This window comes from Cryobacterium melibiosiphilum (assembly GCF_003602235.1).
GTDB lineage: Bacteria > Actinomycetota > Actinomycetes > Actinomycetales > Microbacteriaceae > Cryobacterium > Cryobacterium melibiosiphilum.
In genome coordinates this window covers 75,340-98,107 of record NZ_QZVS01000092.1, presented here as the reverse complement: position 1 = coordinate 98,107, position 22,768 = coordinate 75,340, and the positions used below count along the sequence as shown (strand labels likewise).

The window sequence follows — 22,768 nt, the reverse complement described above, 5'->3', positions numbered from 1 at the left end:
TATCTGCGCGGGTCTTCTGCACAAACCCTTCCCAATCAGGAACGGAAGAGGGCGTTGTGCAAGAATTACAGCATGTCTAAGCACACCGCTGTCGCCACCCTGAACACCACCCTCGGACCGATCAAGGTCAACCTCTTCGGCAATCACGCGCCGAAGACCGTCAAGAACTTCGTGGGTCTGGCCACCGGTGAGATCGAGTGGAAGCACCCCGCCACCGGTGTGAAGTCCACCACTCCCCTCTACGACGGCACCGTTTTCCACCGCATCATCAAAGACTTCATGATCCAGGCCGGCGACCCGCTCGGCCAGGGCACCGGCGGCCCCGGCTACCAGTTCGACGATGAAATCAGCCCCGACCTCGACTTCACGCAGCCCTACGTGCTGGCCATGGCCAACGCCGGCCTGCAGGGTGGCCGGGGCACCAACGGCTCGCAGTTCTTCATCACCGTCGTTCCGACCACCTGGCTCCAGGGCAAGCACACCATCTTCGGCGCTGTCGAAGACGAGGCCTCCCGCGCCATCGTCGCCCAGCTCGCGACCGTCGCCACGGATGGCCGCGACCGTCCCCTCAAGGACGTCGTCATCGAGAGTGTCTCCGTCGAGTCCGTCTAGTCACACCGAATAACCCACACCTGAAGATGAGTGATCTGCCGACCTCGGGCGCCAACTCGTGTTACCGACACCCGGGTCGGCAGAGCTTCATCCTCTGCCAGCGCTGTGGCCGCACCATCTGCCCGGAATGCCAGACACAGGGCGCCGTGGGCGTGATCTGCCCCGAGTGCATGAACGAGCAGCGCAAGAACGCACCACGCACCAAGCCGGCGATCCTGACCCGCCTGACGGGCCAGGGCAAGCCCGCCGTCACCTATGCCATCATCGGCATCACACTCTTTGTCTACGCCCTGCAGTTTCTGCTCGGCAGCCAGATCACCAACCTGCTGCTCTACGCCGGTGCGTACTCCTACCCGGGCGGATTCCAGCCCTGGCGGATGCTCACGACCGTGCTCGTGCACGGTTCGATCTTTCACGTGCTGCTCAACATGTACACGCTGTGGATCTTCGGGCAAATCCTTGAGCCCATGCTCGGCCGGTGGCGCTTTCTCACCCTGTACGTGCTCAGCGGCCTGGCGGGTTCACTCGGCGTGCTCTTCCTGTCCAATCCGAACGCTGGCGTGGTCGGGGCATCCGGTGCCATCTTCGGCCTCATGGGCGCGTTCCTGGTCATCCAGCGGCGCCTCGGCGGCAACGCCACCCAGTTGCTCGTTCTCGTGGGCATCAACCTCGTGATCGGTTTTCTGCCGGGGCTCAACGTGTCCTGGCAGGCCCACGTGGGCGGTCTCATCGGCGGGGCCGTCATCGGGCTGATCTACGTACAGACCCGGCGCATCCGTCAAAAATCGCTGCAGACGCTGCTGATCGCGGGTTTCGCCGCGGTGCTGCTGGCTCTCTCCTGCTGGTATCTCGTCGCCTGACCGGGCCGTCGGTACACACAGGCTCACCCCACCGTTAGGCAGGTGTTCACGGGCCGTTCAGGCCCGTTTCAGGGGTGGGGAGTTATCCACAGGAGTTTCCACATGGGGATAATTACACCCGTGTAACTCAACTCAGAAACCGGCGAAAATCGCGTTCCCCAGTTTGGGGGTGTTGTGCTGGGGGCGACTGGCTATCGCCAGCGGGTGGTCATCAGGAAGCCGACGAAGGCGATTCCGAAGCCCACCAGAATGTTCCACGAACCGAGCGCAGGAATCGGGTACAGGCTCTGGCTCCAGTAGAACACGATGATCCAGGCCAGGCCGAGCAGCATAAAGCCGAACATAACCGGCTTGAACCAGACCGCGTTCGGCGCCTGTTCGCCCGACCGGACGACCGTTTCACGGGCCGGCTGAGAATCGCGAGCGGACTTAGAGCGGGGATCGGTGCGTGCCATAGGTGCGATCCTACCTCCATATACTGCACACGCGGCCTGCGCCTCTCCGTGGGCACGTAGTCCACGTAGTCCACGTAGTCCACGCCCTACCCGCACGGGTCCGTGGCATTCTGGGCGTATCCACGTATGCCCGCCATTAGACTCGAGCCATGACGGATCCGGCCGAAACCAGCGCACCTTCGCGGCGCGCGGAACGCCGAACCCGAACCAGTCGCCGGGTACGCCCCGGCCTGTCCGTGATCGGCGTGCTTGGAGAGCTGCTCATCACGGCCGGAGTGCTGGTGATGCTGTTCCTCGGCTGGCAGCTGTGGTGGAACGACGCCATCATGGCGAACGAACAGTCCGACGCGGCGAGTGAGATCAGCCAGGACTGGATCGAACAGGACCGCCTCGCCCAGGCCGAGCTCGAAGCGTCGGCGACCGCCGAACCCGAGGAAACGGCGGAGACCCCCGGTGCGACCGACTACGGTGATCCGATCGTGGCGGCCGCCCCCGGCAACGCCACCGCCTTCGCGGTGCTCTACGTTCCGCGTTTCGGTGCCGAGTATCACCGCACGGTCGCCGAAGGCACCGGTCACGACGTGCTGAACAGCACCCGCCTCGGTATCGGTCACTATCCGGACACCCAGATGCCCGGTGAGGTGGGCAACTTCGCCGTCGCGGCGCACCGCAGTGCTTACGGTGGCGGCATGCACCTCATCAACGAGTTGCAGCTCGGCGACGCCATCTACGTGCAGACCGCCGATGGTTACTACACGTACCGGTACCGGGACATGGAATATGTCGACCCCTCGGTTGTCGGCGTCATCGCCCCGGTTCCCAACGCACCGGATGCCGCGGCCGTCGACCGCATCATCACCCTCACCAGCTGTAACCCCCTGTACTCCACCGCCGAACGCATCATTGCCTACGGGGTCTTCGAGTCGTGGCAGCCGACCTCGGCCGGAGCCCCGGCCGACCTCGCCCCGATCATTGCCGCGCAGGCCGCGGGATAGGACTTACCGATGTATCTTGCACTCTGGCGCGTACTGCCCGGCCCGCTGTGGCTGCGCATCCTGCTCGCCCTGCTCCTGCTGGTCGGAGCGCTCTACGCCCTCGCGACCTGGGTATTCCCCTGGGTCGATACGCTCGTCAACAATCAGGAAGCCACGGTGGGTAGTCCATGACCCGAATCCTTGTCATCGACAACTACGACAGTTTTGTGTACACCCTGAACGGGTACCTGCAGGAACTCGGCGCCGAAACCGACGTGCTGCGGAACGACGCGTTCGACGCGTCCGAGGCGGCCGAGCGCATCCGCTTGTATGACGGTGTGCTGCTCTCCCCCGGGCCGGGTGCGCCGGCGGATGCTGGGGTGTCGATCTCGCTCGTGCACGCGGCCCTGGCGGCCCAGGTGCCCCTGTTCGGTGTCTGCCTCGGGCACCAGGCGATCGCGGAGGCCTTCGGCGCGACGGTCACCAACGCCGAAGAGCTGATGCACGGCAAGACGAGCGTCATCAGCCACGACGACAGCCCCTTCTACGCGGGGGTGCCGCAGCCGTTCACGGCCACGCGGTACCACTCGCTCGCCGTCGTCGCGTCGACCGTGCCGGACGAGCTGGTCGTGACGTCGACGACAGCCGACGGCGTGATCATGGGGCTGCGACACGAGACCGCACCGATTCTGGGCGTGCAGTTCCACCCGGAGTCCGTGCTGACCGAGGGCGGCTACCTCATGCTCGCGAACTGGCTCGCCCTGTGTGGCCTGCCGGAGGCCCAGGCCACCGCCCAGGGGCTGCACCCGCTGTTGCGCCTCGCCTGACCGCACAGCTTCGACGGACCGCACAGCCTCGACGGACCCGATTGAGCTGCCTTCGAGCGTTTCATCCGGTTTTGGTGCGGGGCCTGGCGCCCGGCGAAGCGGGTCAGCCGGCGCAGTAGGTGAGCGTGATGGTCGAGCCCTGGGGCACGTCGCCGGGCGCGAGGGACTGTGTCGTGATCGGCGAATTCGCTTCACCGGGGCAGCTCGGATCGGGCTGCGGGGTGGCCGCGAGCAGGGTGTTCGCGTCCCCGAGCAGGTCGAGTGCCGCGCTGAGCGACTGGCCGGTCAGGTCCGGAAGGGTGACCTGGCCGCTCGAGACGATGAAATTGACGGTTTGGCCGGCCTGTTCTTCGACGTCGGCTTCGGGGTCGGTGCGCAGCACGACGTCGGCACCGACGTTCGGTGAGTTCTCGGAGGTGACCGAGCCGGGAACCAGGCCGGCCGCGGTGATGGCGGCCTGCGCATCCGCTATCGAGCGATTGGTGACGTCGGGAACGTCGACGGGCTGCGCACCGGTTGAGACGAAGACCTTGATGACCTCGGACAGGTTGACCAGGGTGCCCGCGGGCGGATAGGTGCGGATGACCTGGTCAGCGGGGACATCAGCACTGGCCTCCTCGGCGCGGGTGGCCGGCAGGTCGAGGTCGATGAGAATGTCCTGGGCCGCGTCGTAGGTCTGCCCGGTGAGCGTCGGCACCGCCCGGGTCGTGTCGGGCAGGTTGTCGGAGGGGGTGAGGTTGTATACCCAGTAGACGACGGCAAAGACAATCACGATCACACTGAGGATGCCGGCCCAGACCCAGATCACCGGGGGGCGGCGCTGGGTGCGCGCCATGGTCTGGTCTTCGGTCAGTTGCTTGAGCGCGAGCTCGGAGCCGGAGGCGACCAGCGGGGCCGAACCGAACAGGCCGCCGCCGGCCTCCTCCACGGTGCGGTGGACCGGCACCGTGCCGGCGCCGGCGGTTTCGACGTCGTTGCGAAACTCCACGGCGCTCTGGTAGCGGCCGAAGCGATCCTTGGTGAGCGCGTGGGCGACAACGATATCGAGGGCCGGTGACACCTTCGGATTGAGCGAACTCGGCTTGACCGGGATCTCGCTGACGTGCTGGTAGGCGACCGCTACCGGGGTGTCCCCGCGGAACGGCGTGCGCCCGGTGAGCATCTCGAAGAGCACCACGCCCGTGGAGTAGAGGTCGGTGCGCGCATCGACGGACTCGCCCTTGGCCTGCTCGGGCGAGAAATACGAGGCAGTGCCGAGGATGGCGGTGGTCTGGGCGACGGTCGCCGACGAGTCGGAGATGGCCCGGGCGATGCCGAAGTCCATGACCTTGACCTGGCCGGACTTGGTGATCATGATGTTGCCCGGTTTGATGTCGCGGTGCACGACCCCGGCGCGGTGGGAGTATTCGAGGGCGGTCAGCACGCCGTCGATGATGCGCACCGACTCCTTGGCGTCGATCGGGCCCTCGCGGATGATGTCTTTCAACAGGCGACCGTCGACGTGCTCCATGACGATGAAGGGCACCTGCGTTTCGCTGCCGTCGTCGTCGGTGACGGTTTCTTCGCCCGCGTCGAAGACGCGCACGATGGTGGGGTGCGCCATCCGGGCCGCCGCCTGGGCCTCCTGGCGAAAGCGGGTGCGGAAGGCCGGGTCGACGGCGAGGGTCGACTTCAGGAGTTTGATCGCGACGGTGCGGCCGAGACGGGAATCAGTGCCAACGTGCACGTCAGACATGCCGCCGCGTCCGATCAGGGCGCCGATCCGGTAACGACCGGCCAACAAACGGCCATCCTCAGACAATGCAACTCTCCCCGCGCTCGATCACTGGCGCAACGCGCAGTGATCGATAGTTTAGCGAACCTTCCCTGAGTGGCCGTGTAGCCGGGTAGCCGTGTAGCAGCCGTCGGTCTCGGCGTCTCGTGGCCTACCCGGCTGCTGTGGCCGTCGGCGACGGCGTGGCGGCCGGCACAGCGGCCACCGTCACGGTGGTGGTCGGGGAGTACTCGGAACCAACCTGGCCGCAAAAGTAGCGGAACTTGACCGTGAAAGTGGAGGAACCCGCGGTCACGGTGGCCGAGTTGGCCTCGGCGCCCGCCGGTGCCGGCGATGACGTGCCGCCACCCTCGGCCAGGACCTCGTAGCCGGACAGCGCCTGCCCGCTCGGGCAGCTCTGGTCGGTCCAGGTCACCGTGACGGCGGTACCCGGGGTGGTAGCGGCCGGCGTGACCGTCGGCGCGCCGGTCGGCGTGCTCGGCGTCACGATGGCCGCATACACCTTGACCGTGATGGTGGCGTTCTTCTGCACCGGACCGGTCGGGTTGACCGAGTAGACCGTGTCTTCTTCTTCGCCCGTGGTGGCGGCGTTACCGGACTCGATGTTCGCGACGAGCGACATGCCCTCGAGTTTGGCGCGTGCGTCGGCGCTCGACAGCCCGAGAAAATCGGCCTGCGTCACGGTGACGGTCGTGGGTGTGGGCGTGGCCGACGGCGTCGGAGATGCGCTGGGGGTGGGCGAGCGGCTCGGGGTGGCCGAGGCCGAGGTCTCGGCGGGAACCGGCGTGTCGTTGTTCTGGGTGACCAGGGCAATGAGCGTGCCGGTCAGCACGATCGCGAGCAGCCCGATGAGGGCGATGAGCGGCCAGGTCCAGGGACTGCGCTTCTTCTTCGTGCCGTCGGCCTCGGCGGCGGCCGCGTCGGCGCGGGAACCGGGGACCGCGGCGGGCATGATCGTGGTGGCATCGTTGTTGCCGGCGCCGGGCATGAGCATGGTCGCGGCGGTGGCCGTGGTGCCGTCGAGGATCGCCGGCACGGCGGCCGCGGCGGCGGCGACGTCACCGCGGCGGAGTGCCGAGGCGGCCCGGGCGAGGTGTGCGGCCGAAGCCGGGCGGTCGGCCGGGTTCTTCGCGAGGCAGGCGAAGACCAGGTTGCGCACGGGTTCGGAGATAGTGTCGGGCAGGTCGGGCGCGATCTCGTTGATCTGCGCCATCGCGATGGCGACCTGCGATTCCCCCGTGAACGGGCGACGCCCGGCCAGAGACTCGTAGGCGACGATGCCGATCGAGTAGATGTCGGTGGTCGGTGAGGCGGGGTGGCCGCTCGCCTGCTCCGGAGAGAGGTACTGCACGGTGCCCATGACCTGGCCGGTCGCGGTGAGGGGAACCTGGTCGGCGATGCGGGCGATGCCGAAGTCGGTGATCTTGACGCGGCCCTCGGGCGTGATCAGCAGGTTGCCCGGCTTGATGTCACGGTGCACGAGCCCGGCGGCGTGGGCGGCGTGCAGGGCAGCGGATGTCTGCGCGACGATGTCGAGCACCTTGTCGGTCGGCAGGGTGTGCTCGCGCTCGAGGATGGTGGAGAGCGCCTCACCGGGCACCAGTTCCATGACCAGGAAGGCGCTGCCGTCTTCTTCGCCGTAGTCGAACACGTTGGCGATGCCTTCGTGGTTGACGAGGGCGGCATGGCGGGCCTCGGCGCGGAAACGCTCGAGAAAGCCCGGGTCACCGAGGTATTCGTCTTTCAGGATCTTGATGGCGACCGTACGACCAATGACGAGGTCGGTGGACTTCCACACTTCGCCCATGCCTCCGATGGCGATCCGCGACTGCAGCTCGTATCGTCCCCCGAAGGTGAGCCCTGTAGTGGGTCTCATTTCTGTAGCACCGCCTCTAGTACCTGTTGTGCGATTGGTGCGGCAAGTAGATTACCGAACCCGGTCTGGCCCATTCCCCCGCCGTCCTCGACGAGAACGGAGATTGCGTAGTCCGGGTCTTCCGCCGGAGCAAAACCGGTAAACCACAGGGTGTACGGTTCGCTTGAACCGTTCTGTGCTGTGCCTGTTTTACCCGCCACGTTGACCCCGTCTATTCTCGCATTGCTCGCGGCACCCGACTGAACGCCGTTGACCATCATCTCGCTGAGGGTGGCCGCCGTAGCGGCGCTCATCACCCGGCCGAATTCTTCGGGTTCGAAGGCGCTGATCGAACTCAGGTTGGGGGCGAGGATCTCCTCGACGACGTTCGGTCGCATGACGATGCCCTTGTTGGCGATCGCGGCGGAGACCATGGCCATCTGCAGCGGGGTCGCCCGCACCTCGTACTGGCCGAAAGCCGTCTGCGCGGTGAACGCGTCGTCAAGCCCGCCGGTCGGGTAGACGCTCGTGGCGACATCCATCGGGATCTGGAATTCGCTGTTGAAGCCGAACTTCTCGGCGGTCTCGAGGATCGCGGCGTCACCCAGCTGCACGCCGAGCTCGGCGAAGGGAATGTTGCAGGAGAGCCGCAGCGCCGTGGCGAGGGTGACCGTGTCGCCGCCGCCGCAGGTGCCGCCGCCGGAGTTCTCGATCTCACTCGTGGTGCCCGGGGCGGTGTAGGTCTGCAGGTTCGGGAAGGTGCTCTCGGGGGTGAAATCGCCCGATTCGAGCGCCGCCGTCGTCACGACGAGCTTGAAGACCGAACCGGGCGGGTTCAGCGAATTCGTGGCGCGGTCGATCAGCGGGTCATTTTCATCGTTGACCAGGGAATCGTAGGCCTCGGTGACCGCCGCGTTGTCGTGCACGGTGAGCAGGTTCGGGTCGTAGCTCGGCTTGGACACCATCGCCAGGATGCGCCCGGTGGCCGGCTCGGTGACGACGACCGAGCCGGTCTTGTCGCCGAGGGCATCCCACGCGGCCTGCTGGGCGACCGGGTCGATGGTGATCTCCACGGCCGCTCCCTTGGGGGTGGCGCCGGTGACGATGTCGCTGATCTTGTCGAAGAACTGCGAGTTGCTGGTTCCGGTCAGCTCACTGTTGAGGGCGAACTCGAGGCCGGTCGGCGCGCCGTTGATCGGGATGAAACCGGTGACGGATGCGTAGAGCGGCCCATTCGCGTAGGTGCGCAGGTACTTGAAGTTGTCGTCCGCGGGCATCGACTGGGCGATCGGGTCGCCGTCAACCAGGATCGCGCCGCGCTCGACGGAATAGCTGTCGTAGAGCGTGCGCGTGTTGCGGGGATCCGCGTTGAGACTCTCGGCCTCGAAGGCCTGCACGACCGTCGTCGAGCCGAGCAGGGCGATGAACATGAACATCACGACGATGCTCACGCGTTTGAGTTCGCGATTCATTTAGACCACCAGCCGGGGTTGGTTGCGCACTGTGTCGGACAGGCGCAGCAGCAGGGCGACGATGATCCAGTTGGCGATGAGGGAGGAGCCGCCGGCGGCCAGAAACGGGGTGGTCAGGCCGGTCAGCGGGATGACGCGGGTGACGCCGCCGATGACGATGAAGCACTGCAGCGCGATGACGAAGGCGAGGCCCACGGCGAGCAGCTTGCCGAAATCGTCCTGGCCGGCGAACCCGATGCGGAACCCGCGGGCGACGAGCAGCAGGTAGAGGGCCAGGATCGCGAACAGACCGGCGAGGCCGAGCTCTTCGCCGAGGCTCGCGATGATGTAGTCACTCTGGGGCACGGGGGTGATCTCGGGGCGGCCCTGGCCGAGACCGGTACCGAGCAGGCCGCCCTTGGCGAGGCCGAAGAGGCCCTGCACGAGCTGGAAACTGCCGCCGCGGGCCTCATAGACGGCCGGGTTGAGGGCGTCGAGCCAGTTCGTGAAGCGGCCGTTGACGTATTCGAGGGTCTGGCTGGCGAGCACGGCGCCGCCGAGGAACAGACCGACACCGAGAATAACCCAGCTGATCCGGGCCGTCGCGAGGTAGAGCATGACCAGGAACAGGCCGAAGTAGAGCAGCGCGGTGCCAAGGTCACGCTGGAAGATGATGACCGACATCGACAGGGCCCAGACCACCAGGATCGGGCCGAGGTCCCGCAGCCGCGGAAACCGCATGCCGAGGAACTTCTTGCCGACCATGGCGAGGCTGTCCCGGTTGCGCACCAGATAACCGGCGAAGAACACGGCGAGGGCGATCTTGGCGATCTCACCGGGCTGGAAGGTCGCGAACGAACCCACGCTGATCCAGACCCGGGCGCCGCTGATCTCCTTGCCGAGCCCGGGAACCAGGGGCAAGAGCAGCAGCAGCACGCCGAGGAAACCAAAGATATAGGTGTAGCGAAACAGCACCCGGTGGTTGCGAATGATCAGCAGTACGGTGATCGCGCTGGCAATGGCCAGGGCGCTCCACGCGGTCTGGCGCACCGCGGCGCTCTCCCAGCCGCTGTCCTGCACGGCGATATCGATGCGGTAGATCATCGCGATACCCAGGCCGTTGAGCAGCGTCGCGATCGGCAGGATGAAAGGGTCGGCGTCGCGGGCCACGAAGCGCAGCACGAAGTGCAGCGCGATCACCAGCACCGAGAGCGTCACTCCGAGAAAGAGCAGTGTGGTGTCGATCTCCCCGAGCGCGCCGAGCTGCACGAGCACCACGGCGCTCGCGTTGATGCCGCAGGCCACGAGCAGCAGGAACAGCTCGAGGTTGCGCATCTTCTGCGGCAGGCGCACCTTGGGGCCGGGATCGGCGGGAATGGCGCTGGTGGCGGCGGTGTTCAGGGTCACGGCGGCCTACTCGCTGCTCGAAATGTTGGCGCTGCTCGAATTGGTCAGCCGGTCGACGATTTTCATGGCATCCGTGAGCGAGGTGGCACTGATGGTCTGTTCCACCAGCTGGCGGTCGTAGACCCGCAGCGCAGACAGTTCCAGATCGGTGTCCTCATACACGCTGGACAGCTTGATCGGACCGAGATCCTGCTGCACGCCCTGGTAAATGGCGACCGTGGTGCCTTCGACGCCCACGAAATACCGGGTCTGGGTCCACTGATAGCCGAGGAACGCGGCACCGACGATCGACACGGTCAGCAAAATGATCGCGACGAGCCAGGTGGCCTTGCGGCGGCGGGCGCGGCGGGCATCCTCTTCGATGAGCTCGGAGAGGTAGTCCTGGGAGTCGGGCTCGAAGTGCGCCTCGCGCACGGGGTGCAGGCGCAGCGCGGGCATGCGCAGCGCACGCACCCGGCCGGGTTCTTCACCGAAGGCGAGCGGATTTGCCGCCGAACCGACGACGGTCGGGCTATCGGTGCGCGGCACGCCCTCCCCGACGTCGACGATCACGACCGTGACGTTGTCGGGGGCACCGCCGTCGAGGCTTTCCTTCACGAGGCGATCGGCGACATCCGTCGCGCTCAGGCCGCTGGAGAGGGCATTCGCGATGCCGGTGAAGGAGACCACGCCGGTGAGGCCGTCGGAGCACAGCAGCCAGCGGTCACCGTCGAGGGTCGCGAGGATCGACGTGTCGACCTCGGGGGAGGATTCCACGTCGCCGAGCACGCGCATCAGCACCGAACGGCGCGGGTGCACGGCCGCTTCGGCCTCCGTGATGCGACCGCTGTCGACCAGGCGCTGCACGAAGGTGTGGTCGGTGGTGATCTGGGAGAGTTCACCGTCGCGCAGCAGGTAGATGCGGGAGTCGCCGATGTGGGCGATCGCGACCTCGTTCTCGAGCACCACGAGCGCGCTCACGGTCGTACCCATTCCGGTCAGTTCGGCGTGCTCGAAGACCGTTTCGGCCAGTTCGGAATTCGCGGCGACGAGCGCGGCGCGCAGTGCGAACTCGGCCTCCTGCGCCGACAGGTAACGGGTGTCGGCTTCGATGATGCGTTTCGTTGCGATCGAGGAAGCCACATCCCCGCCGGCATGGCCACCCATGCCGTCGGCGACCACAAACAGGCTGTGCCCGGCATAGCCGGAATCCTGGTTGTTCGCGCGCACCTTGCCCACGTGGGACGCGGCGGCGCTGTGGCTCACTGTCGCCATGCAGCTACCGCCGAAGCTCGAAGCTGGTCGCGCCAATTTTGATGGTGGCGTTCAGGGGCACGGGCGTCGGGATCGCGACCCGGCTGCCGGCGAGGAAAGTGCCGTTGGTCGAGTCGAGGTCCTGGATCATCCACTCCTCGTTCCACAGCATCAGCCGGGCGTGGTGGGTGGAGGTGTAATCGTCGCGGATGACAAGGCTCGAGTCGTTGGAGCGACCGATAGTGATCGACTCGGTCGTCAAGGGAAACTCGACGCCGGCCTTCGGGCCGCTCGTGATCACGAGGCGGGTCGCGTTCTGCGCCGTGGCGCGTTCGCCGACGCTGCTCGGCGGGGTCGGAGTGGCTGCGGCCCGGGCGGGCGCCGGGGCGGCGGCGGGGGCAGCGGATGCTGCGGCGAAGGCGGCGGCCGGAACCGGCGTGGCCGGGGCATCCGTCTTCATCTTGCGCACCCGTTGGCCGAAGAGGTCGCTGCGCAGGGCGTAAACGATGCCGAAGATGAAAAGCCAGAGCAGCAGCAGAAAGCCGAGGCGCAGCACCAGCAGGGTCAGTTCGCTGGGACTCATGTGGCCGGCCCCCAGAATCCGCCCATGTCGTGGCGGTCCGACGAGTTGTCCGGGCGGGCGTCGGGGTGGTTCGTGCCGGTCGGGTTTTGTTCGACCAGGCGAAAGAGGATGCGAGTGCGTCCGATGGTCACGACCGACCCGTTCTCAAGGGCGGCCTGGCTGACGGGAGTGCCGTTGAGCTGGGAGCCGTTGGTGGAACCGAGGTCGCGCACCTGGGCGTGGGTGCCGTCCCAGAGGATTTCGACGTGCTGGCGGGAGGTGCCGGTGTCATCGACGGTGATGTCGGCGTCGCTGCCGCGGCCGATGACGGTGCGGGTCTTGACCAGGCGGTGCTGCGTGCCGTTGATGTCGAGCACCGGGATGCGGGCGGCCGTGCTCGCGCGGGGACCCGCCGGGGCCGGGGCGCTGGCCGGACGATTGTCGCCGCCCTTCGTCGTGCTGGAATCGATCTGCACCAGACCCTCGGTGAGGCTGGGGTCTTCGTTGATGTCGATGGAGATGCCGCCGGCGAACTGGTACCGCTGTTCGGTGGCGTAGGCCCGCACGAGGTCGGTGAGCTCGTCGATGAGCGTCGAGCCGAGGGCGGACATGCGCACGAAGTCGGGGTGGGACATGCGCACGGCGAAGCGATTGGGCGCGAGGATGCGTTCCCGCGAGACGACCGCGGCTTTCGTGTCCAGCTCGCGTCGCAGCGCGGAGGTGATCTCCACCGGCTGCAGCCCTGAGCGAAAGGTCTTGGCGAACGCGCCGTTAACGACACGCTCAAGGCCTTTCTCGAAGCTATCTAAAATGCCCACAGGTCTCCCGATCCGTATTTCTGGCTATGAGCATGCTACTTGTCTCGGGTGTTAACCCTTGCTGAAGGGCCCAGACGGGCACAAAAGGGTATCTTACGTGGCCCTTTCCGGCCCGACCAATTCCCCGGATCGACATTCGGGGGTGATCCGGTGCGTCTACGGGGTGCCAACCGTACCGGTACGTTGTGGGTGCCGCCGGGGTCGATTCGCGCCCGGGACTTGTCCAGTGCTACGATCTGTAAGTTCGCGCGAGTGGCGGAATTGGCAGACGCGCTGGCTTCAGGTGCCAGTGTTCGAAAGGACGTAGGGGTTCAAGTCCCCTCTCGCGCACACGTGAACAGGTGGAAATCGCACCGCTGGGTAAAGATCGACAGAGAAGGCCCCCGAGCAATCGGGGGCCTTCTGTGTTTACACGTGCGTGTTTACACGTGCGTGTTTACGCGTGCGTGTTTATGCGTGCGTGTTTACGCGTGCGTGTTTACGCATACGTGTCTCCGAGCGCGTGTTCCCGGGCGGCGGGGGTTCACCTGGGGGGCCAGGCGCACTACGCTCGTCGCATGGTCGACGCGTCGCAGTTCGCACGCCTGCTGCCGTTGGAGTTTCAGCAGCCCCCGCGATGGCCCGCGCCGACCGGTGATTGGGTGGCCGGGCACCTGGGCTGGGAGCCCGCACCGGGCTGGACGCCCACCCCCGACTGTCCGCCCGCGCCGCCGGGCTGGGTGTTCTGGCGCCGCAACGAAGGGGCCTGGGAACAGTACGCCCACAGTTATACGGCACCGGCCCGCCGATCGATCTGGATCGGACTTCTCGTTCTGGCGCTCGGGGTCATCGTCACGACCGGCCTGTATTCTTTGTCCGCCCCGATCGGTCTGTTCGTGGTCTTCTGGGCGGCGATGCTGTGGGGGCCGATCCTCATCATTCGGGCCGGTCGGCGGATGGACAAGGTCAACGCCGCGCTGATGGACAATCTGCGCGAGAATGCGCCCCGCGTCAAGGTCGAGCTCGACCGCCTCGCCTACGAGGCGTACCTGCGGTCGTTCCGGGCATCGTCGTGACTCCCTCGGAAGCGGCGGCCATTCTGAACGTGGGGGGTGGGGCATCCGTCGCCGATATCGACCGGGCGTTTCAGCGCCGGGCCCGCGCGTCACACCCGGACCGGTTTGTCGGGGCCACCGACGCCGATATTCGGGCGGCCACCGCCGAGTTCGTGCGCCTGATCGAAGCCCGCGACCTGATGCGTGCCGCCGCGCCCCGCGCCGCCCCGCGGCCGACAGAGCCGCGCGACCCGGCGGATGCGCCGCCCTCCGGCCGCCCCGGCGAGCCGCTCAGCTTCGCGGAATTCGTGCAGATTCGCGATGCCCGGGCCTGGCTGGCCCCGTCGGTGGCCCGGTCCACGACGTTTTGCGACGATGCGCCGAGTGGGGATGCGCCGCGCCGCGCCCACCACGAATGGGTCGTGCTGCCCGTCGTCTTCGTGGTGCTGACCGTGGCGATCTGGGGCCTGACGATTCTGCTGCCCGGCTGATTCAGCCTGTCGGCGCGGGCAGGGCCGCGCGCGCGAGGGCGTCGCGGCTGAGCAGGGCGGCACCGGCGACCGCGGCGGGCATCACGAACACCGCTGCCACGGGGATGAGGAACAAGAGGTAGGTGGCGACGCCGAAACCGAGGCTCGTGGCGCGGCGGCCGGCGAGCAGGGCCCGACGCTGACGCAGCGTGTAGCCGCGGGCATCGAAGGCGAGGCCGGTGAGTTCGAGGGCGAGGATCCAGCCGCCGAACAGGGCGCCGAGGGTGAACGCGAGCAGGCCGCCGACCACCGGGATCAGGCCGCAGACCAGGATGACGAGACCGACGAGTACGACCGGGGCGAGCAGGCGGAGGGCATCGGCAACGGCCCGCAGCACCGAGCGCACGAGACCGGTGCTGCTCTCGGCCGGCGCGTCGCCGAGACGGGCTTCGACCGAACGCCAGATGCGCTCATAGAAGGGGTCGCCGACGAGCAGGGTGACGGCGACATAGGTATAGGAGAGCAGCACGATGCTGCCGATCACGACGACCGCCGCGACCGCGAAGCGCACGGCCGTGCGCCACGGCTCGGCCCAGCCCGCCGCGAAAGGGGTCGCCCACTCCGCGATGCCGCTCAGGTTGATCGCCAGGAACACGATGCCGACGACATAGACGGCCCCGACGATCAGCGCCGGGATGGCGCCGATAAGCATGAGGCGCGGCGAGGTGATCCACATCGAGAAGCCCTTGCCGAGGAATCCCACGCCGGCGAGGGCCTGGCGCACGGGGCCGGGGCTGGGTGGGGGTGGCATCGGCTGCATCCGTCCAGATTATCGCGGCCCGGAATATCACGACGAGCGCCGGGCGCCGGCGGCTGGGAATCCGCCACGAGCAGGACGTCCTCGGTGCACTGGGGTGTACAGCGGGCGGCCACGCGGCGTACCCTCGGGCGTATGGATCAGCTGTCTGAGGGATGGACCGAATGAGTCGCGTGTGGTTGCGGTGGATGCCCGCCGTTGTGGTTCCCGCGGTGATCGCCGTGGCTGTGGTGGCCGTTCCGCTGCAGGCCGGCGCTGTCGTCGACCTTCCGGACAAGACCGCCGCCGAGGTGCTCGCACTCGTCAGCGACAGCACCGTCTCGAGCTTCTCGGGCACGATCGAACAGACCTCGAACCTCGGCCTGCCCGACCTCGGTTCCGCCCTGTCGGGTATGTCGACCGGCTCGAGTGATTCCGGAACGGATGCCGCCGCATCCGCCGCCACGACCGCCCTCGAACTGCTGACCGGTTCGCACACCGCCCGGGTGTTCGCCGACGGCCCCGGCAACCTGCGGGTGCAGGTGATCGACCGTCTCGACGAGCGCAACCTGATCGTGAACGGTGACGAGGTCTGGTTCTACGACTCCGACAGCAATGAAGCGACCCACCTCAGCATTCCGGCCGGCACCGAAGCGGATGCCCGCGCCCAGCTCGAAGAGGCCAAGACGAAGGCTGCCGCCGAACTGGGTGAGATGCCGACCCCCGCCGAACTGGCCGACACCCTGCTCGCCGACCTGGATTCGAGCACCGAGGTGACCGTGGGCACCGACACCGCGATCGCCGGACGCGACGCCTACGAGCTGCGGCTGACCCCACGCACCGACGAAACGCTCGTCGCCTCGGCGTCGATCTTCGTCGACAGTGAGACCGGCATGCCGCTGAGCGTCAACGTGCGTGCCCAGGGCCAGCAGGACCCGGCGTTCCAGGTCGCGTTCACCGAGGTGAGTTTCACGGCACCGGATGCCGCGCTGTTCACCTTCACCCCGCCGGCCGGCGCCACCGTCACCGAGCAGGCCCTGCCCGATCATGACGGCACGTCAGACCACGACTTCGGCGAAAAACCGGCCGGAGACCTGCCCGTGACCGTGACCGGGGAGGGCTGGGCCGCCGTGGCCGAACTGCCTGCCGGAACGGTGGACGCGGAGGTGACGGCCTCGCCGCTCTTCACACAGGTCACGACCGCGATTACGGGCGGCTACCTGTTCTCCACCAGCCTGCTCAACGTGCTCGTCACCGATGACGGGCGGGTGCTCGCCGGATCCGTGCCCGTGGAGAGCCTGCAGGCTGCCGCCGCCGAGTGAGCGACCATCCGCACAGCGACGGCCTGGCGATTGAGACGCTTGAACTGACCAAGCGGTTCGGAAACCAGACCGTCGTCAACGCGGTAGACCTGCGCGTTCCCCGCGGCGCGGTCTACGGCTTTCTCGGCCCCAACGGCTCGGGCAAGACCACCACGATCCGCATGCTGCTGGGCCTCGCCGGCGCAACGAGCGGCCGGGTGCGGGTGCTCGGTGAAGACATGCCGAGCCGCCTGCAGCAGGTGCTCCCGCGGGTCGGCGCGCTCGTCGAGGGCCCCGCCTTCTATCCCTTTCTCTCGGGCTCGGCGAACCTGCACCGCCTCGACACCGCCGACCGTTTCGCCCCCGGGCGCACCCGCACGGCCCGGGTCGCCGAGGCCCTCGACCGGGTCGGGCTCTCCCACGCCGCCACCAAGAAGGTGCACGCCTACTCCCTCGGCATGAAGCAGCGCCTTGGCCTCGCCAACGCCCTGCTGATGCCCCGCGACCTGCTCGTGCTCGACGAACCCACCAACGGCCTCGACCCGCAGGGCACCCGCGAGGTGCGCAACCTGGTGCGGTCTCTCGCCGCCGGCGGCGCGACCGTGTTCGTCTCCAGTCACCTGCTCGCGGAGATTGAACAGGTCTGCACGCACGCCGCCGTGATGAGCGCCGGGTCGCTCGTGGCGTCCGGCACCCTCGACGAGCTGCGCCGGGTGGGCCAGGCCTTCGTGCGGCTGCGCACTCCCGACGTGGACATCGCCCGCGGCGTGCTGCTGCGGCTGGGACTGGCACCGACGGCTCTCGATGAGCAGGCCTCAGCGACGGATGTCGACGCGGCCACCGGCTGGACGGTCAGTGCGCCGCTCACCGACCGCAGCGTGACGCCTGAGGGCATCGTGGCCTCGCTCGTGGCCGCAAACGTGCGGGTGCGTGGCTTCGTGGTGGACGAGGCCAGCCTCGAAGATCGCTTCGTGGCGCTGACCGGGGAGGGTTTTGATGTCGTCCAGTAACCCCATCACCGAGGTTTCCCCGGCGGATGCCCCGGAGCGGGGCGCTGCGGGAGCGGCGTTCGGGTGGGCGCTGCTCGCCTCGGAGCTGGTGGTGCTGTTTCGCCGCCGCCGCACCATCGCGATGCTGCTCGCCCTTGCCCTGATCCCGATTCTGATCGCGGTCGCCGTGCGGCTCTCGAGCAACGAGGTCTCGGCCGGGCAGGGACCGCCGTTTCTCGACCGGATCACCCAGAACGGCCTCTTCGTGGGCATCACCGCGCTCGTCGTAGCGATTCCGCTCTTTCTGCCGCTGACGATCGGCGTCGCTGCGGGGGACACCATCGCCGGTGAGGCCGGCCTCGGCACGCTGCGATACCTGCTCGTCGCTCCGGCGGGGCGGGTGCGGCTGCTGCTCGTGAAATTCGCCGGCGCGGCGGCGTTCTGCCTGGTCGCGACCCTGACCGTGGTGATCACGGGCGCGATCATCGGGGCGATCCTCTTCCCCATCGGGCCGGTCACCCTGCTCTCGGGCGACACGATCAGCGTCGCGGACTCCGTCGGGCGATCACTGTTGATCGCGCTCTACGTGACCGTGTCGCTGCTCGGGCTGTCGGCGATCGGGCTGTTCATCTCAACCCTCACGACCGTGCCGGTCGGGGCGATGGCCGCGACGATCGTGGTCGCGGTGACCGCTCAAATTCTGGACGCCCTGCCACAGCTCGCGTGGCTGCATCCGTGGCTGTTCAGCCACTACTGGTTGGGATTCGCCGACATTCTGCGCCAGCCGATCCTGTGGGACTCCTTCAGCGACAACGCGCTGCTGCAGGGCGGCTACATCCTGGTCTTCGGGGCGCTCGCCTACGGCCGGTTCGCGACCAAAGACATCCTCTCCTGACCCGGCCCAGAATCAAGGCGTACGGTTTTCTTTAACGGATGTGCCCGCTAGGCTTAAAAGCCACGCCACACTCGGGGGAGAGCACCATGAGCCACAGAACTGCATCCGACGATCGTTCCAACACGGAAGCGGAGAGTGCCGCGGGCACGTCGCCCGCGGCCGACGGCCTGGTGCTGGGTCGAGTGCCGTGGCCGGCCGTGATCACCTTCGCCCTGCTGGCCTGTGGTCTTGCCTGGCTGGTCGCGTTGCCGCTGTGGCTCTCGGGAGACGGGCTGAGCCATCCGCTGGCCGGACTGCTGCTGCCCGCGATCATGTTCACCCCGCTGCTGGCAACCCTCGTGGTTGTGTTCTTCGTACAGAAGCCCCGGCCGCGACCGAGCAGCCAGTACCTCGGGCTGTGGCCACTGCGGCCGGCCAAGCGCACCATCTGGATGATCGTCGCCGGAATCTTCGGCAGCGGCCTGCTCGTCGTGGCCGGGGTATTCCTCGCCGCCGGTCTCGGACTGGTCGAGCTCGACGTGGTCACCTTCTCGGGCTTTGCCGCGGTGCTCGAAGCCGCGAGCCCGGGCGGAGTACCCATACCCGTGGGCACGGTCGTTCTGCTGCAGCTGCTGCTGATTCCGCTGGCCGCACTGTTCAACGGCATCTTCGCCCTCGGTGAGGAGATCGGTTGGCGCGGCTGGCTGCTGCCGAGCCTGCTCCCGCTCGGAACCTGGCCCGCGCTGCTGCTCACCGGCCTGCTCTGGGGCCTGTGGCACAGCCCGCTCATCCTGCTCGGCTACAACTTCGCCCAGCCCAACCTGCTCGGGGTCGCCATGATGGTCGGCGGCTGCGTCTTCTACGGCGTGCTGCTCGGCTGGCTGCGCCTGCGCACCGGATCGATCTGGCCCGCCGTGTTCGCCCACGGTGCCTTCAACGCGACGGCCGGTTTTCTGGGCCTGGTCATCGCCGTCGACTCGGTCGCCGACCCGGTCGCCGTGGGTCCGCTCGGCTGGGTGGCCTGGATCATGATGGCCGCCGTCATCATGTCGCTCGTGCTGGCCGGCCAGTTTCGCACGCAGCCGTCGTTGCAGCGCCGCGTTCGGCCCGTCGCGTAGGGCCTGGCTCGGGTCGGGCCTGACTCGCGTAGGGTCGTAGGCACCGCGACATTCAGACCCAGGGATTCGACCGTTGACCCACAGCTATCCGCTGCACCAGGACATTCAGGCCCAGTGCCTGTGTTGCCTGAGCGCGCAACCGTTCACCTTCACCTCGACCACCGACCAGGTCGTCTGCCCGCAGTGCGTGCGCCACATCGGCTCGGAGAAATCCGAACGCCGCGACCGTGAGCACGTCACCGCGTGGGCAGCCCGCTTCGCCGAGGAACAGGAGGCCAACACCGATTTCGCCGCCGCTTCGGTCGCCGTGATCGGCGGTAAGGACACCGAGATCGCGGGCCTGGCCGAACAGGTCGCCCAGCTCGGCAAGGTCGTCACCGGCAACTTCGACCACACCGCTGTGGGCGGGGTGCGGGCGCTGCTCGAGAACGACCTGATCAAACGCGCCGAGCGCAAGGGTCAGCTCGCCGGCAAGCAGGTGGACTGGGCCATGGCGGTGATTTGGCGGCTGAACGCGCTGCACCGGGTCGACCCGGAGCATCCGCAGCTCTGCGTCTGTGGAAAATCGAGTGTGCGCTGCGCCGAACTGGCAGCCCTCGAACCGCTCCGCCAGGCGCTCGAGGACTGGGAGAGCAAGAACCTGCGCCTCGCCCGCAGCGGGCAACGACACGGCCTGCCGGCCGAGCACCCCGGCCTCACGACGTAGCCCGAGCTACCGACCAGAGAATGCACAAACGCACCCCCACCAACCGGCGAGGGTGCGTTTCTGCAGCGAAGGGCTAGTGCGCGTACGCGCTCTCGGGCGACTCCACCGGGCGCCGCACCAGGAACGCGGCGGGAATCGCGAGCAGCGAGATGCACGCGCCGACCACAAAAGCGGCGTGCACACCGGATGCCGTCGCCGACACCTCCGAGATTCCCTCGGCCGTGAGCGTCGCGATCTGGGCGCTCATGACCGCGATGAACAGGGCCGTTCCGATTGCTCCGGCCAGCTGCTGCACGGTACCGACCACGGCGCTGCCGTGCGAGTACAACGACGGACGCAGCGAGCCGAGGCCCGAGGTGAACAGCGGGGTGAAGATGAACGCGAGGCCGGCGCTCATCGCGACGTGCGCGATCAGCAGCATCCAGGGTTCGGTGCGCTCGGTCATCAGTGTCATCGACCAGAGCGCGGCGCTGACCACGATGGTGCCGGGAACCAGCAGCACGGTGGGGCCGAAGCGGTCGAAGATACGACCCACGAACGGCGCCAGGATGCCCATGGTCAGGCCGCCGGGCAGCAGCAGCAGGCCGGTGGCGAGGGCATCGAGGCCGAGCACGGTCTGCATGTAGATCGGCAGCAGGATGATGGTTCCGAACAGCGCCATCATGCTCACGCTGAGCATGAGCACCACGGTGGTGAAGGTGCGGGACGTGAAGGTGCGCAGATCGAGCAGGGCCCGGTCGGTGCGCTGCAGGAACAGCTGGCGCAGCACAAACCCGGCGAGGGCCACGACCCCGACGCCGAGGGGCAGCCAGCCGGCCGAGCTTGACGAGAGGTTGCTGAGGCCGTAGACGAAGCCACCGAAACCGAAGGCCGACAGCACGACCGAGAACACGTCGAGCGGAACGGCCCGCGGAGTGGAGACGTTCTTGATGCGTGCGGCGCCGAGGGCCAGCGCGCCGAGGGCGATTGGCAGCACGAGGATGAACATCCAGCGCCAGTCGAGCACGCTCAGGATGATTCCGGAGATGGTCGGGCCGATGGCGGGGGCGACGGAGATGACGATGGAAATGTTGCCCATGGTCTTACCGCGAGAGGATGCGGGTACCAGCGTCATGACGGTCGTCATGAGCAGCGGCATCATGATCGCGGTTCCCGTGGCCTGCACGATGCGGCCGACCAGCAGCACCTCGAAGCCCGGCGCGATCGCGGCGATCAGGGTGCCGGCGCTGAACAGGGCCATCGCGGCCATGAAGACCGGGCGGGTGTTGAAGCGCTGCAGCAGGAATCCGGTGATCGGGATGACGACGGCCATGGTGAGCATGAACGCCGTGGTCAACCACTGCGCGGCGGTCGCCGTGATGCTGAGGTCGGTCATGAGGTGTGGCAGCGCGACACCCATGATCGTTTCGTTGAGGATGACCACGAACGCGGAGACGAGCAACAGCCGAATGACCAGCTGGTTGCGGGCGTCGTGCTTCGGGTCGGTGTGCTCGTTGTAGGCGTCGGCCGGGGTCTGCACGGCCCGGGCATTCGTCACGGTCGGCTGGGGACCGGTGAGTGTGGATTCGGTGATGGTGGTTCCTTGCTACGGCATTGATGTGGTTGGTGGTGCCGCCGGCCCACGGTGTGGATCACGATCTGCACTCTGAGCCACAGCGCCCACGCCGGCCTGATTATTCCCGATAACGGGTGAACAATCGGGGGCGATGCGGGCAACCGACTGGGCGAACAGAGCCTGAAGTCGTTGTATTCCGGGATCGGCATAGGTCGATTCCCGGGTGACCAGGTAGTCGTGGCGCACGATGGGCATTCGAAGCGGATGCAGCGTCACGCCCGCGGGCACGCGTGCGACCGCGAAGTGCGGCACGAGGGCCACTCCTACGCCGGCCGCGACCAGGGCCAGCGAGACCGCGAAATCGGTCGCCTCGGCGACCGCTCGGGGAGCGAATCCGGCCAGGCCGCAGGCCCGTTGCACCATCTCGTGGCAGGCCCAGCTGCGGTGCGGGATGATCCAGGGGTGGCGGGCGAAGTCGCGCAGGTCGGCCGGCACCGGGCCGGTGCCGGCGGGCGTGGGGGCGGCCGGGTCGTCGGCTCGCACAGCGAGCCAGACCGGCTCGGTGGCCAGCGGAACGGCCACATATCCCGTGAATGCCGTTTGTGGCATATTCGAGTAGGCGTGGGTGAGCGCGAGTTCTACGCTGCCGGCGGCGAGGGCCGGCAGGGCGTCCTGAGGCTCGAGCTCGAGCAGTTCCATGCTCAGGCCGAGTTCGGGCCGCTCCAGCAGGGTTCGCCAGGTATCGGCGACGATCGTGCGGGCGATCGAGGGGAAGGCCGCGACACGGTAGGTGCCGGCTGTACCCCCGCGCAGGGCGGCGACCTCCATCTCAGCGAGCGACAGGCGGTCGACGAGGTCGCGGCCGTGCCGGGCCAGCAGTCGACCGGCGGGGGTGAGGGCGAGCGTGCGGCCGTGGCGTTCGGTGAGCGTGAGTCCCACGTCACGCTCGAGAGTGGCGAGCTGCATCGACACTCCGGGCGCGGTGAGGTGCAGCTCGACCGCGACGGCGGCGATCGTGCCGAGGCGGTCGAGCGCGGCGAGCATGCGAAGTTTTCTGACATCTAACACATCAACCATCCTTAGGTGAAGTGGCAGTA

Annotated in this window: 23 protein-coding genes and 1 tRNA gene; 13 read left to right on the top strand and 11 right to left on the bottom strand. The window is 67.5% G+C overall.

All coding sequences use genetic code 11. From position 1 onward, the window contains the following. Nucleotides 1-72: 72 nt before the first annotated feature. On the top strand, nt 73-612 hold the full coding sequence (locus tag D6T64_RS16495; protein WP_119975778.1) for a peptidylprolyl isomerase: 540 nt from the start codon (nt 73-75) through the stop codon (nt 610-612). 26 nt (nt 613-638) lie between these two features. Next, on the top strand, nt 639-1,472 hold the full coding sequence (locus D6T64_RS16490) for a rhomboid family intramembrane serine protease (RefSeq protein WP_199719199.1): 834 nt from the start codon (nt 639-641) through the stop codon (nt 1,470-1,472). A gap of 191 nt (nt 1,473-1,663) precedes the next feature. Here the strand turns inward: D6T64_RS16490 and D6T64_RS16485 are convergent, their stop codons facing one another. After that, nucleotides 1,664-1,927 (bottom strand): cell division protein CrgA, encoded by a 264-nt coding sequence (locus D6T64_RS16485; protein ID WP_119975776.1) that lies wholly within the window; start codon nt 1,925-1,927, stop codon nt 1,664-1,666. A gap of 149 nt (nt 1,928-2,076) precedes the next feature. Here D6T64_RS16485 and D6T64_RS16480 point away from each other — a divergent pair, with 149 nt between their 5' ends. The 3 genes from D6T64_RS16480 to D6T64_RS16475 are packed head-to-tail and all read left to right on the top strand — an operon-like array spanning nt 2,077 to nt 3,728. After that, on the top strand, nt 2,077-2,922 hold the full coding sequence (locus tag D6T64_RS16480; protein WP_119975775.1) for a class E sortase: 846 nt from the start codon (nt 2,077-2,079) through the stop codon (nt 2,920-2,922). A gap of 9 nt (nt 2,923-2,931) precedes the next feature. Next, nucleotides 2,932-3,093, top strand: coding sequence for a hypothetical protein (locus tag D6T64_RS22940; protein ID WP_199719198.1), 162 nt, complete (start codon nt 2,932-2,934; stop codon nt 3,091-3,093). Continuing rightward, nucleotides 3,090-3,728: an anthranilate synthase component II gene (locus tag D6T64_RS16475; RefSeq protein WP_119975774.1), complete on the top strand. Its 639-nt coding sequence runs from the start codon at nt 3,090-3,092 to the stop codon at nt 3,726-3,728. The genes D6T64_RS22940 and D6T64_RS16475 overlap by 4 nt, the downstream gene beginning before the upstream one ends. A 103-nt stretch (nt 3,729-3,831) precedes the next feature. Here D6T64_RS16475 and pknB read toward each other — a convergent pair whose 3' ends face one another. From pknB to D6T64_RS16440, 7 genes are all read right to left on the bottom strand, one after another. Next, complete coding sequence (gene pknB / locus D6T64_RS16470) at nt 3,832-5,511, bottom strand: Stk1 family PASTA domain-containing Ser/Thr kinase (RefSeq protein WP_267900493.1); 1,680 nt, start codon at nt 5,509-5,511, stop codon at nt 3,832-3,834. 142 nt (nt 5,512-5,653) lie between these two features. Further along, nucleotides 5,654-7,378, bottom strand: a complete 1,725-nt coding sequence (locus D6T64_RS16465) for a protein kinase domain-containing protein (protein ID WP_119975772.1) — start codon at nt 7,376-7,378, stop codon at nt 5,654-5,656. Further along, a complete protein-coding gene (locus D6T64_RS16460; RefSeq protein WP_119975771.1) occupies nt 7,375-8,829 on the bottom strand; it encodes a peptidoglycan D,D-transpeptidase FtsI family protein in 1,455 nt (484 codons plus the stop codon). Before D6T64_RS16460 ends, D6T64_RS16465 begins: the two co-directional genes overlap by 4 nt. Further along, on the bottom strand, nt 8,830-10,143 hold the full coding sequence (locus D6T64_RS16455; protein ID WP_119975847.1) for an FtsW/RodA/SpoVE family cell cycle protein: 1,314 nt from the start codon (nt 10,141-10,143) through the stop codon (nt 8,830-8,832). A gap of 78 nt (nt 10,144-10,221) precedes the next feature. Continuing rightward, nucleotides 10,222-11,469 (bottom strand): protein phosphatase 2C domain-containing protein, encoded by a 1,248-nt coding sequence (locus D6T64_RS16450; RefSeq protein ID WP_119975770.1) that lies wholly within the window; start codon nt 11,467-11,469, stop codon nt 10,222-10,224. A 4-nt stretch (nt 11,470-11,473) separates the two neighbouring features. Beyond that, the gene (locus tag D6T64_RS16445) at nt 11,474-12,031 is read right to left on the bottom strand and encodes an FHA domain-containing protein FhaB/FipA (RefSeq protein ID WP_119975769.1); all 558 of its coding nucleotides are present in this window, start codon (nt 12,029-12,031) and stop codon (nt 11,474-11,476) included. After that, nucleotides 12,028-12,828, bottom strand: coding sequence for an FhaA domain-containing protein (locus tag D6T64_RS16440; protein ID WP_119975768.1), 801 nt, complete (start codon nt 12,826-12,828; stop codon nt 12,028-12,030). The genes D6T64_RS16445 and D6T64_RS16440 overlap by 4 nt, the downstream gene beginning before the upstream one ends. Nucleotides 12,829-13,074: 246 nt before the next feature. On the opposite strand from D6T64_RS16440, the gene D6T64_RS16435 reads away from it, so the two are divergent. The 3 genes from D6T64_RS16435 (at nt 13,075) to D6T64_RS16425 (ending at nt 14,353) form a co-directional block, all read left to right on the top strand. Beyond that, nucleotides 13,075-13,158 (top strand) — tRNA-Leu (locus D6T64_RS16435). A gap of 227 nt (nt 13,159-13,385) precedes the next feature. Beyond that, on the top strand, nt 13,386-13,883 hold the full coding sequence (locus D6T64_RS16430; RefSeq protein WP_119975767.1) for a hypothetical protein: 498 nt from the start codon (nt 13,386-13,388) through the stop codon (nt 13,881-13,883). Then, entirely contained in the window at nt 13,880-14,353 is a 474-nt protein-coding gene (locus D6T64_RS16425; protein ID WP_119975766.1) for a J domain-containing protein, read from the top strand. The genes D6T64_RS16430 and D6T64_RS16425 overlap by 4 nt, the downstream gene beginning before the upstream one ends. A gap of 1 nt (nt 14,354) precedes the next feature. Here the strand turns inward: D6T64_RS16425 and D6T64_RS16420 are convergent, their stop codons facing one another. Continuing rightward, nucleotides 14,355-15,143 carry an EI24 domain-containing protein gene (locus D6T64_RS16420; protein ID WP_119975846.1) on the bottom strand — a complete coding sequence of 263 codons (789 nt, stop codon included), beginning with the start codon at nt 15,141-15,143 and terminating at the stop codon, nt 14,355-14,357. Nucleotides 15,144-15,313: 170 nt separating this feature from the next. Between D6T64_RS16420 and D6T64_RS16415 the strand changes: the two genes are divergently transcribed. The 5 genes from D6T64_RS16415 to D6T64_RS16395 all read left to right on the top strand — a co-directional run bounded on the left by D6T64_RS16415 (nt 15,314) and on the right by D6T64_RS16395 (nt 20,116). Continuing rightward, a complete protein-coding gene (locus tag D6T64_RS16415) occupies nt 15,314-16,450 on the top strand; it encodes a LolA family protein (protein WP_199719197.1) in 1,137 nt (378 codons plus the stop codon). Further along, nucleotides 16,447-17,439: an ABC transporter ATP-binding protein gene (locus tag D6T64_RS16410; protein ID WP_119975765.1), complete on the top strand. Its 993-nt coding sequence runs from the start codon at nt 16,447-16,449 to the stop codon at nt 17,437-17,439. Before D6T64_RS16415 ends, D6T64_RS16410 begins: the two co-directional genes overlap by 4 nt. Further along, nucleotides 17,426-18,313, top strand: a complete 888-nt coding sequence (locus D6T64_RS16405; protein WP_119975764.1) for an ABC transporter permease — start codon at nt 17,426-17,428, stop codon at nt 18,311-18,313. Before D6T64_RS16410 ends, D6T64_RS16405 begins: the two co-directional genes overlap by 14 nt. A gap of 86 nt (nt 18,314-18,399) precedes the next feature. Next, nucleotides 18,400-19,410 carry a CPBP family intramembrane glutamic endopeptidase gene (locus D6T64_RS16400; protein ID WP_119975763.1) on the top strand — a complete coding sequence of 337 codons (1,011 nt, stop codon included), beginning with the start codon at nt 18,400-18,402 and terminating at the stop codon, nt 19,408-19,410. 73 nt (nt 19,411-19,483) lie between these two features. Then, nucleotides 19,484-20,116 (top strand): hypothetical protein, encoded by a 633-nt coding sequence (locus D6T64_RS16395; RefSeq protein ID WP_119975762.1) that lies wholly within the window; start codon nt 19,484-19,486, stop codon nt 20,114-20,116. A 73-nt stretch (nt 20,117-20,189) separates the two neighbouring features. Here D6T64_RS16395 and D6T64_RS16390 read toward each other — a convergent pair whose 3' ends face one another. Next, nucleotides 20,190-21,653 (bottom strand): DHA2 family efflux MFS transporter permease subunit, encoded by a 1,464-nt coding sequence (locus tag D6T64_RS16390; protein WP_377011822.1) that lies wholly within the window; start codon nt 21,651-21,653, stop codon nt 20,190-20,192. Between the two features lie 48 nt (nt 21,654-21,701). Then, nucleotides 21,702-22,715, bottom strand: a complete 1,014-nt coding sequence (locus D6T64_RS16385; protein WP_233551283.1) for a LysR family transcriptional regulator — start codon at nt 22,713-22,715, stop codon at nt 21,702-21,704. Nucleotides 22,716-22,768: the final 53 nt, after the last annotated feature.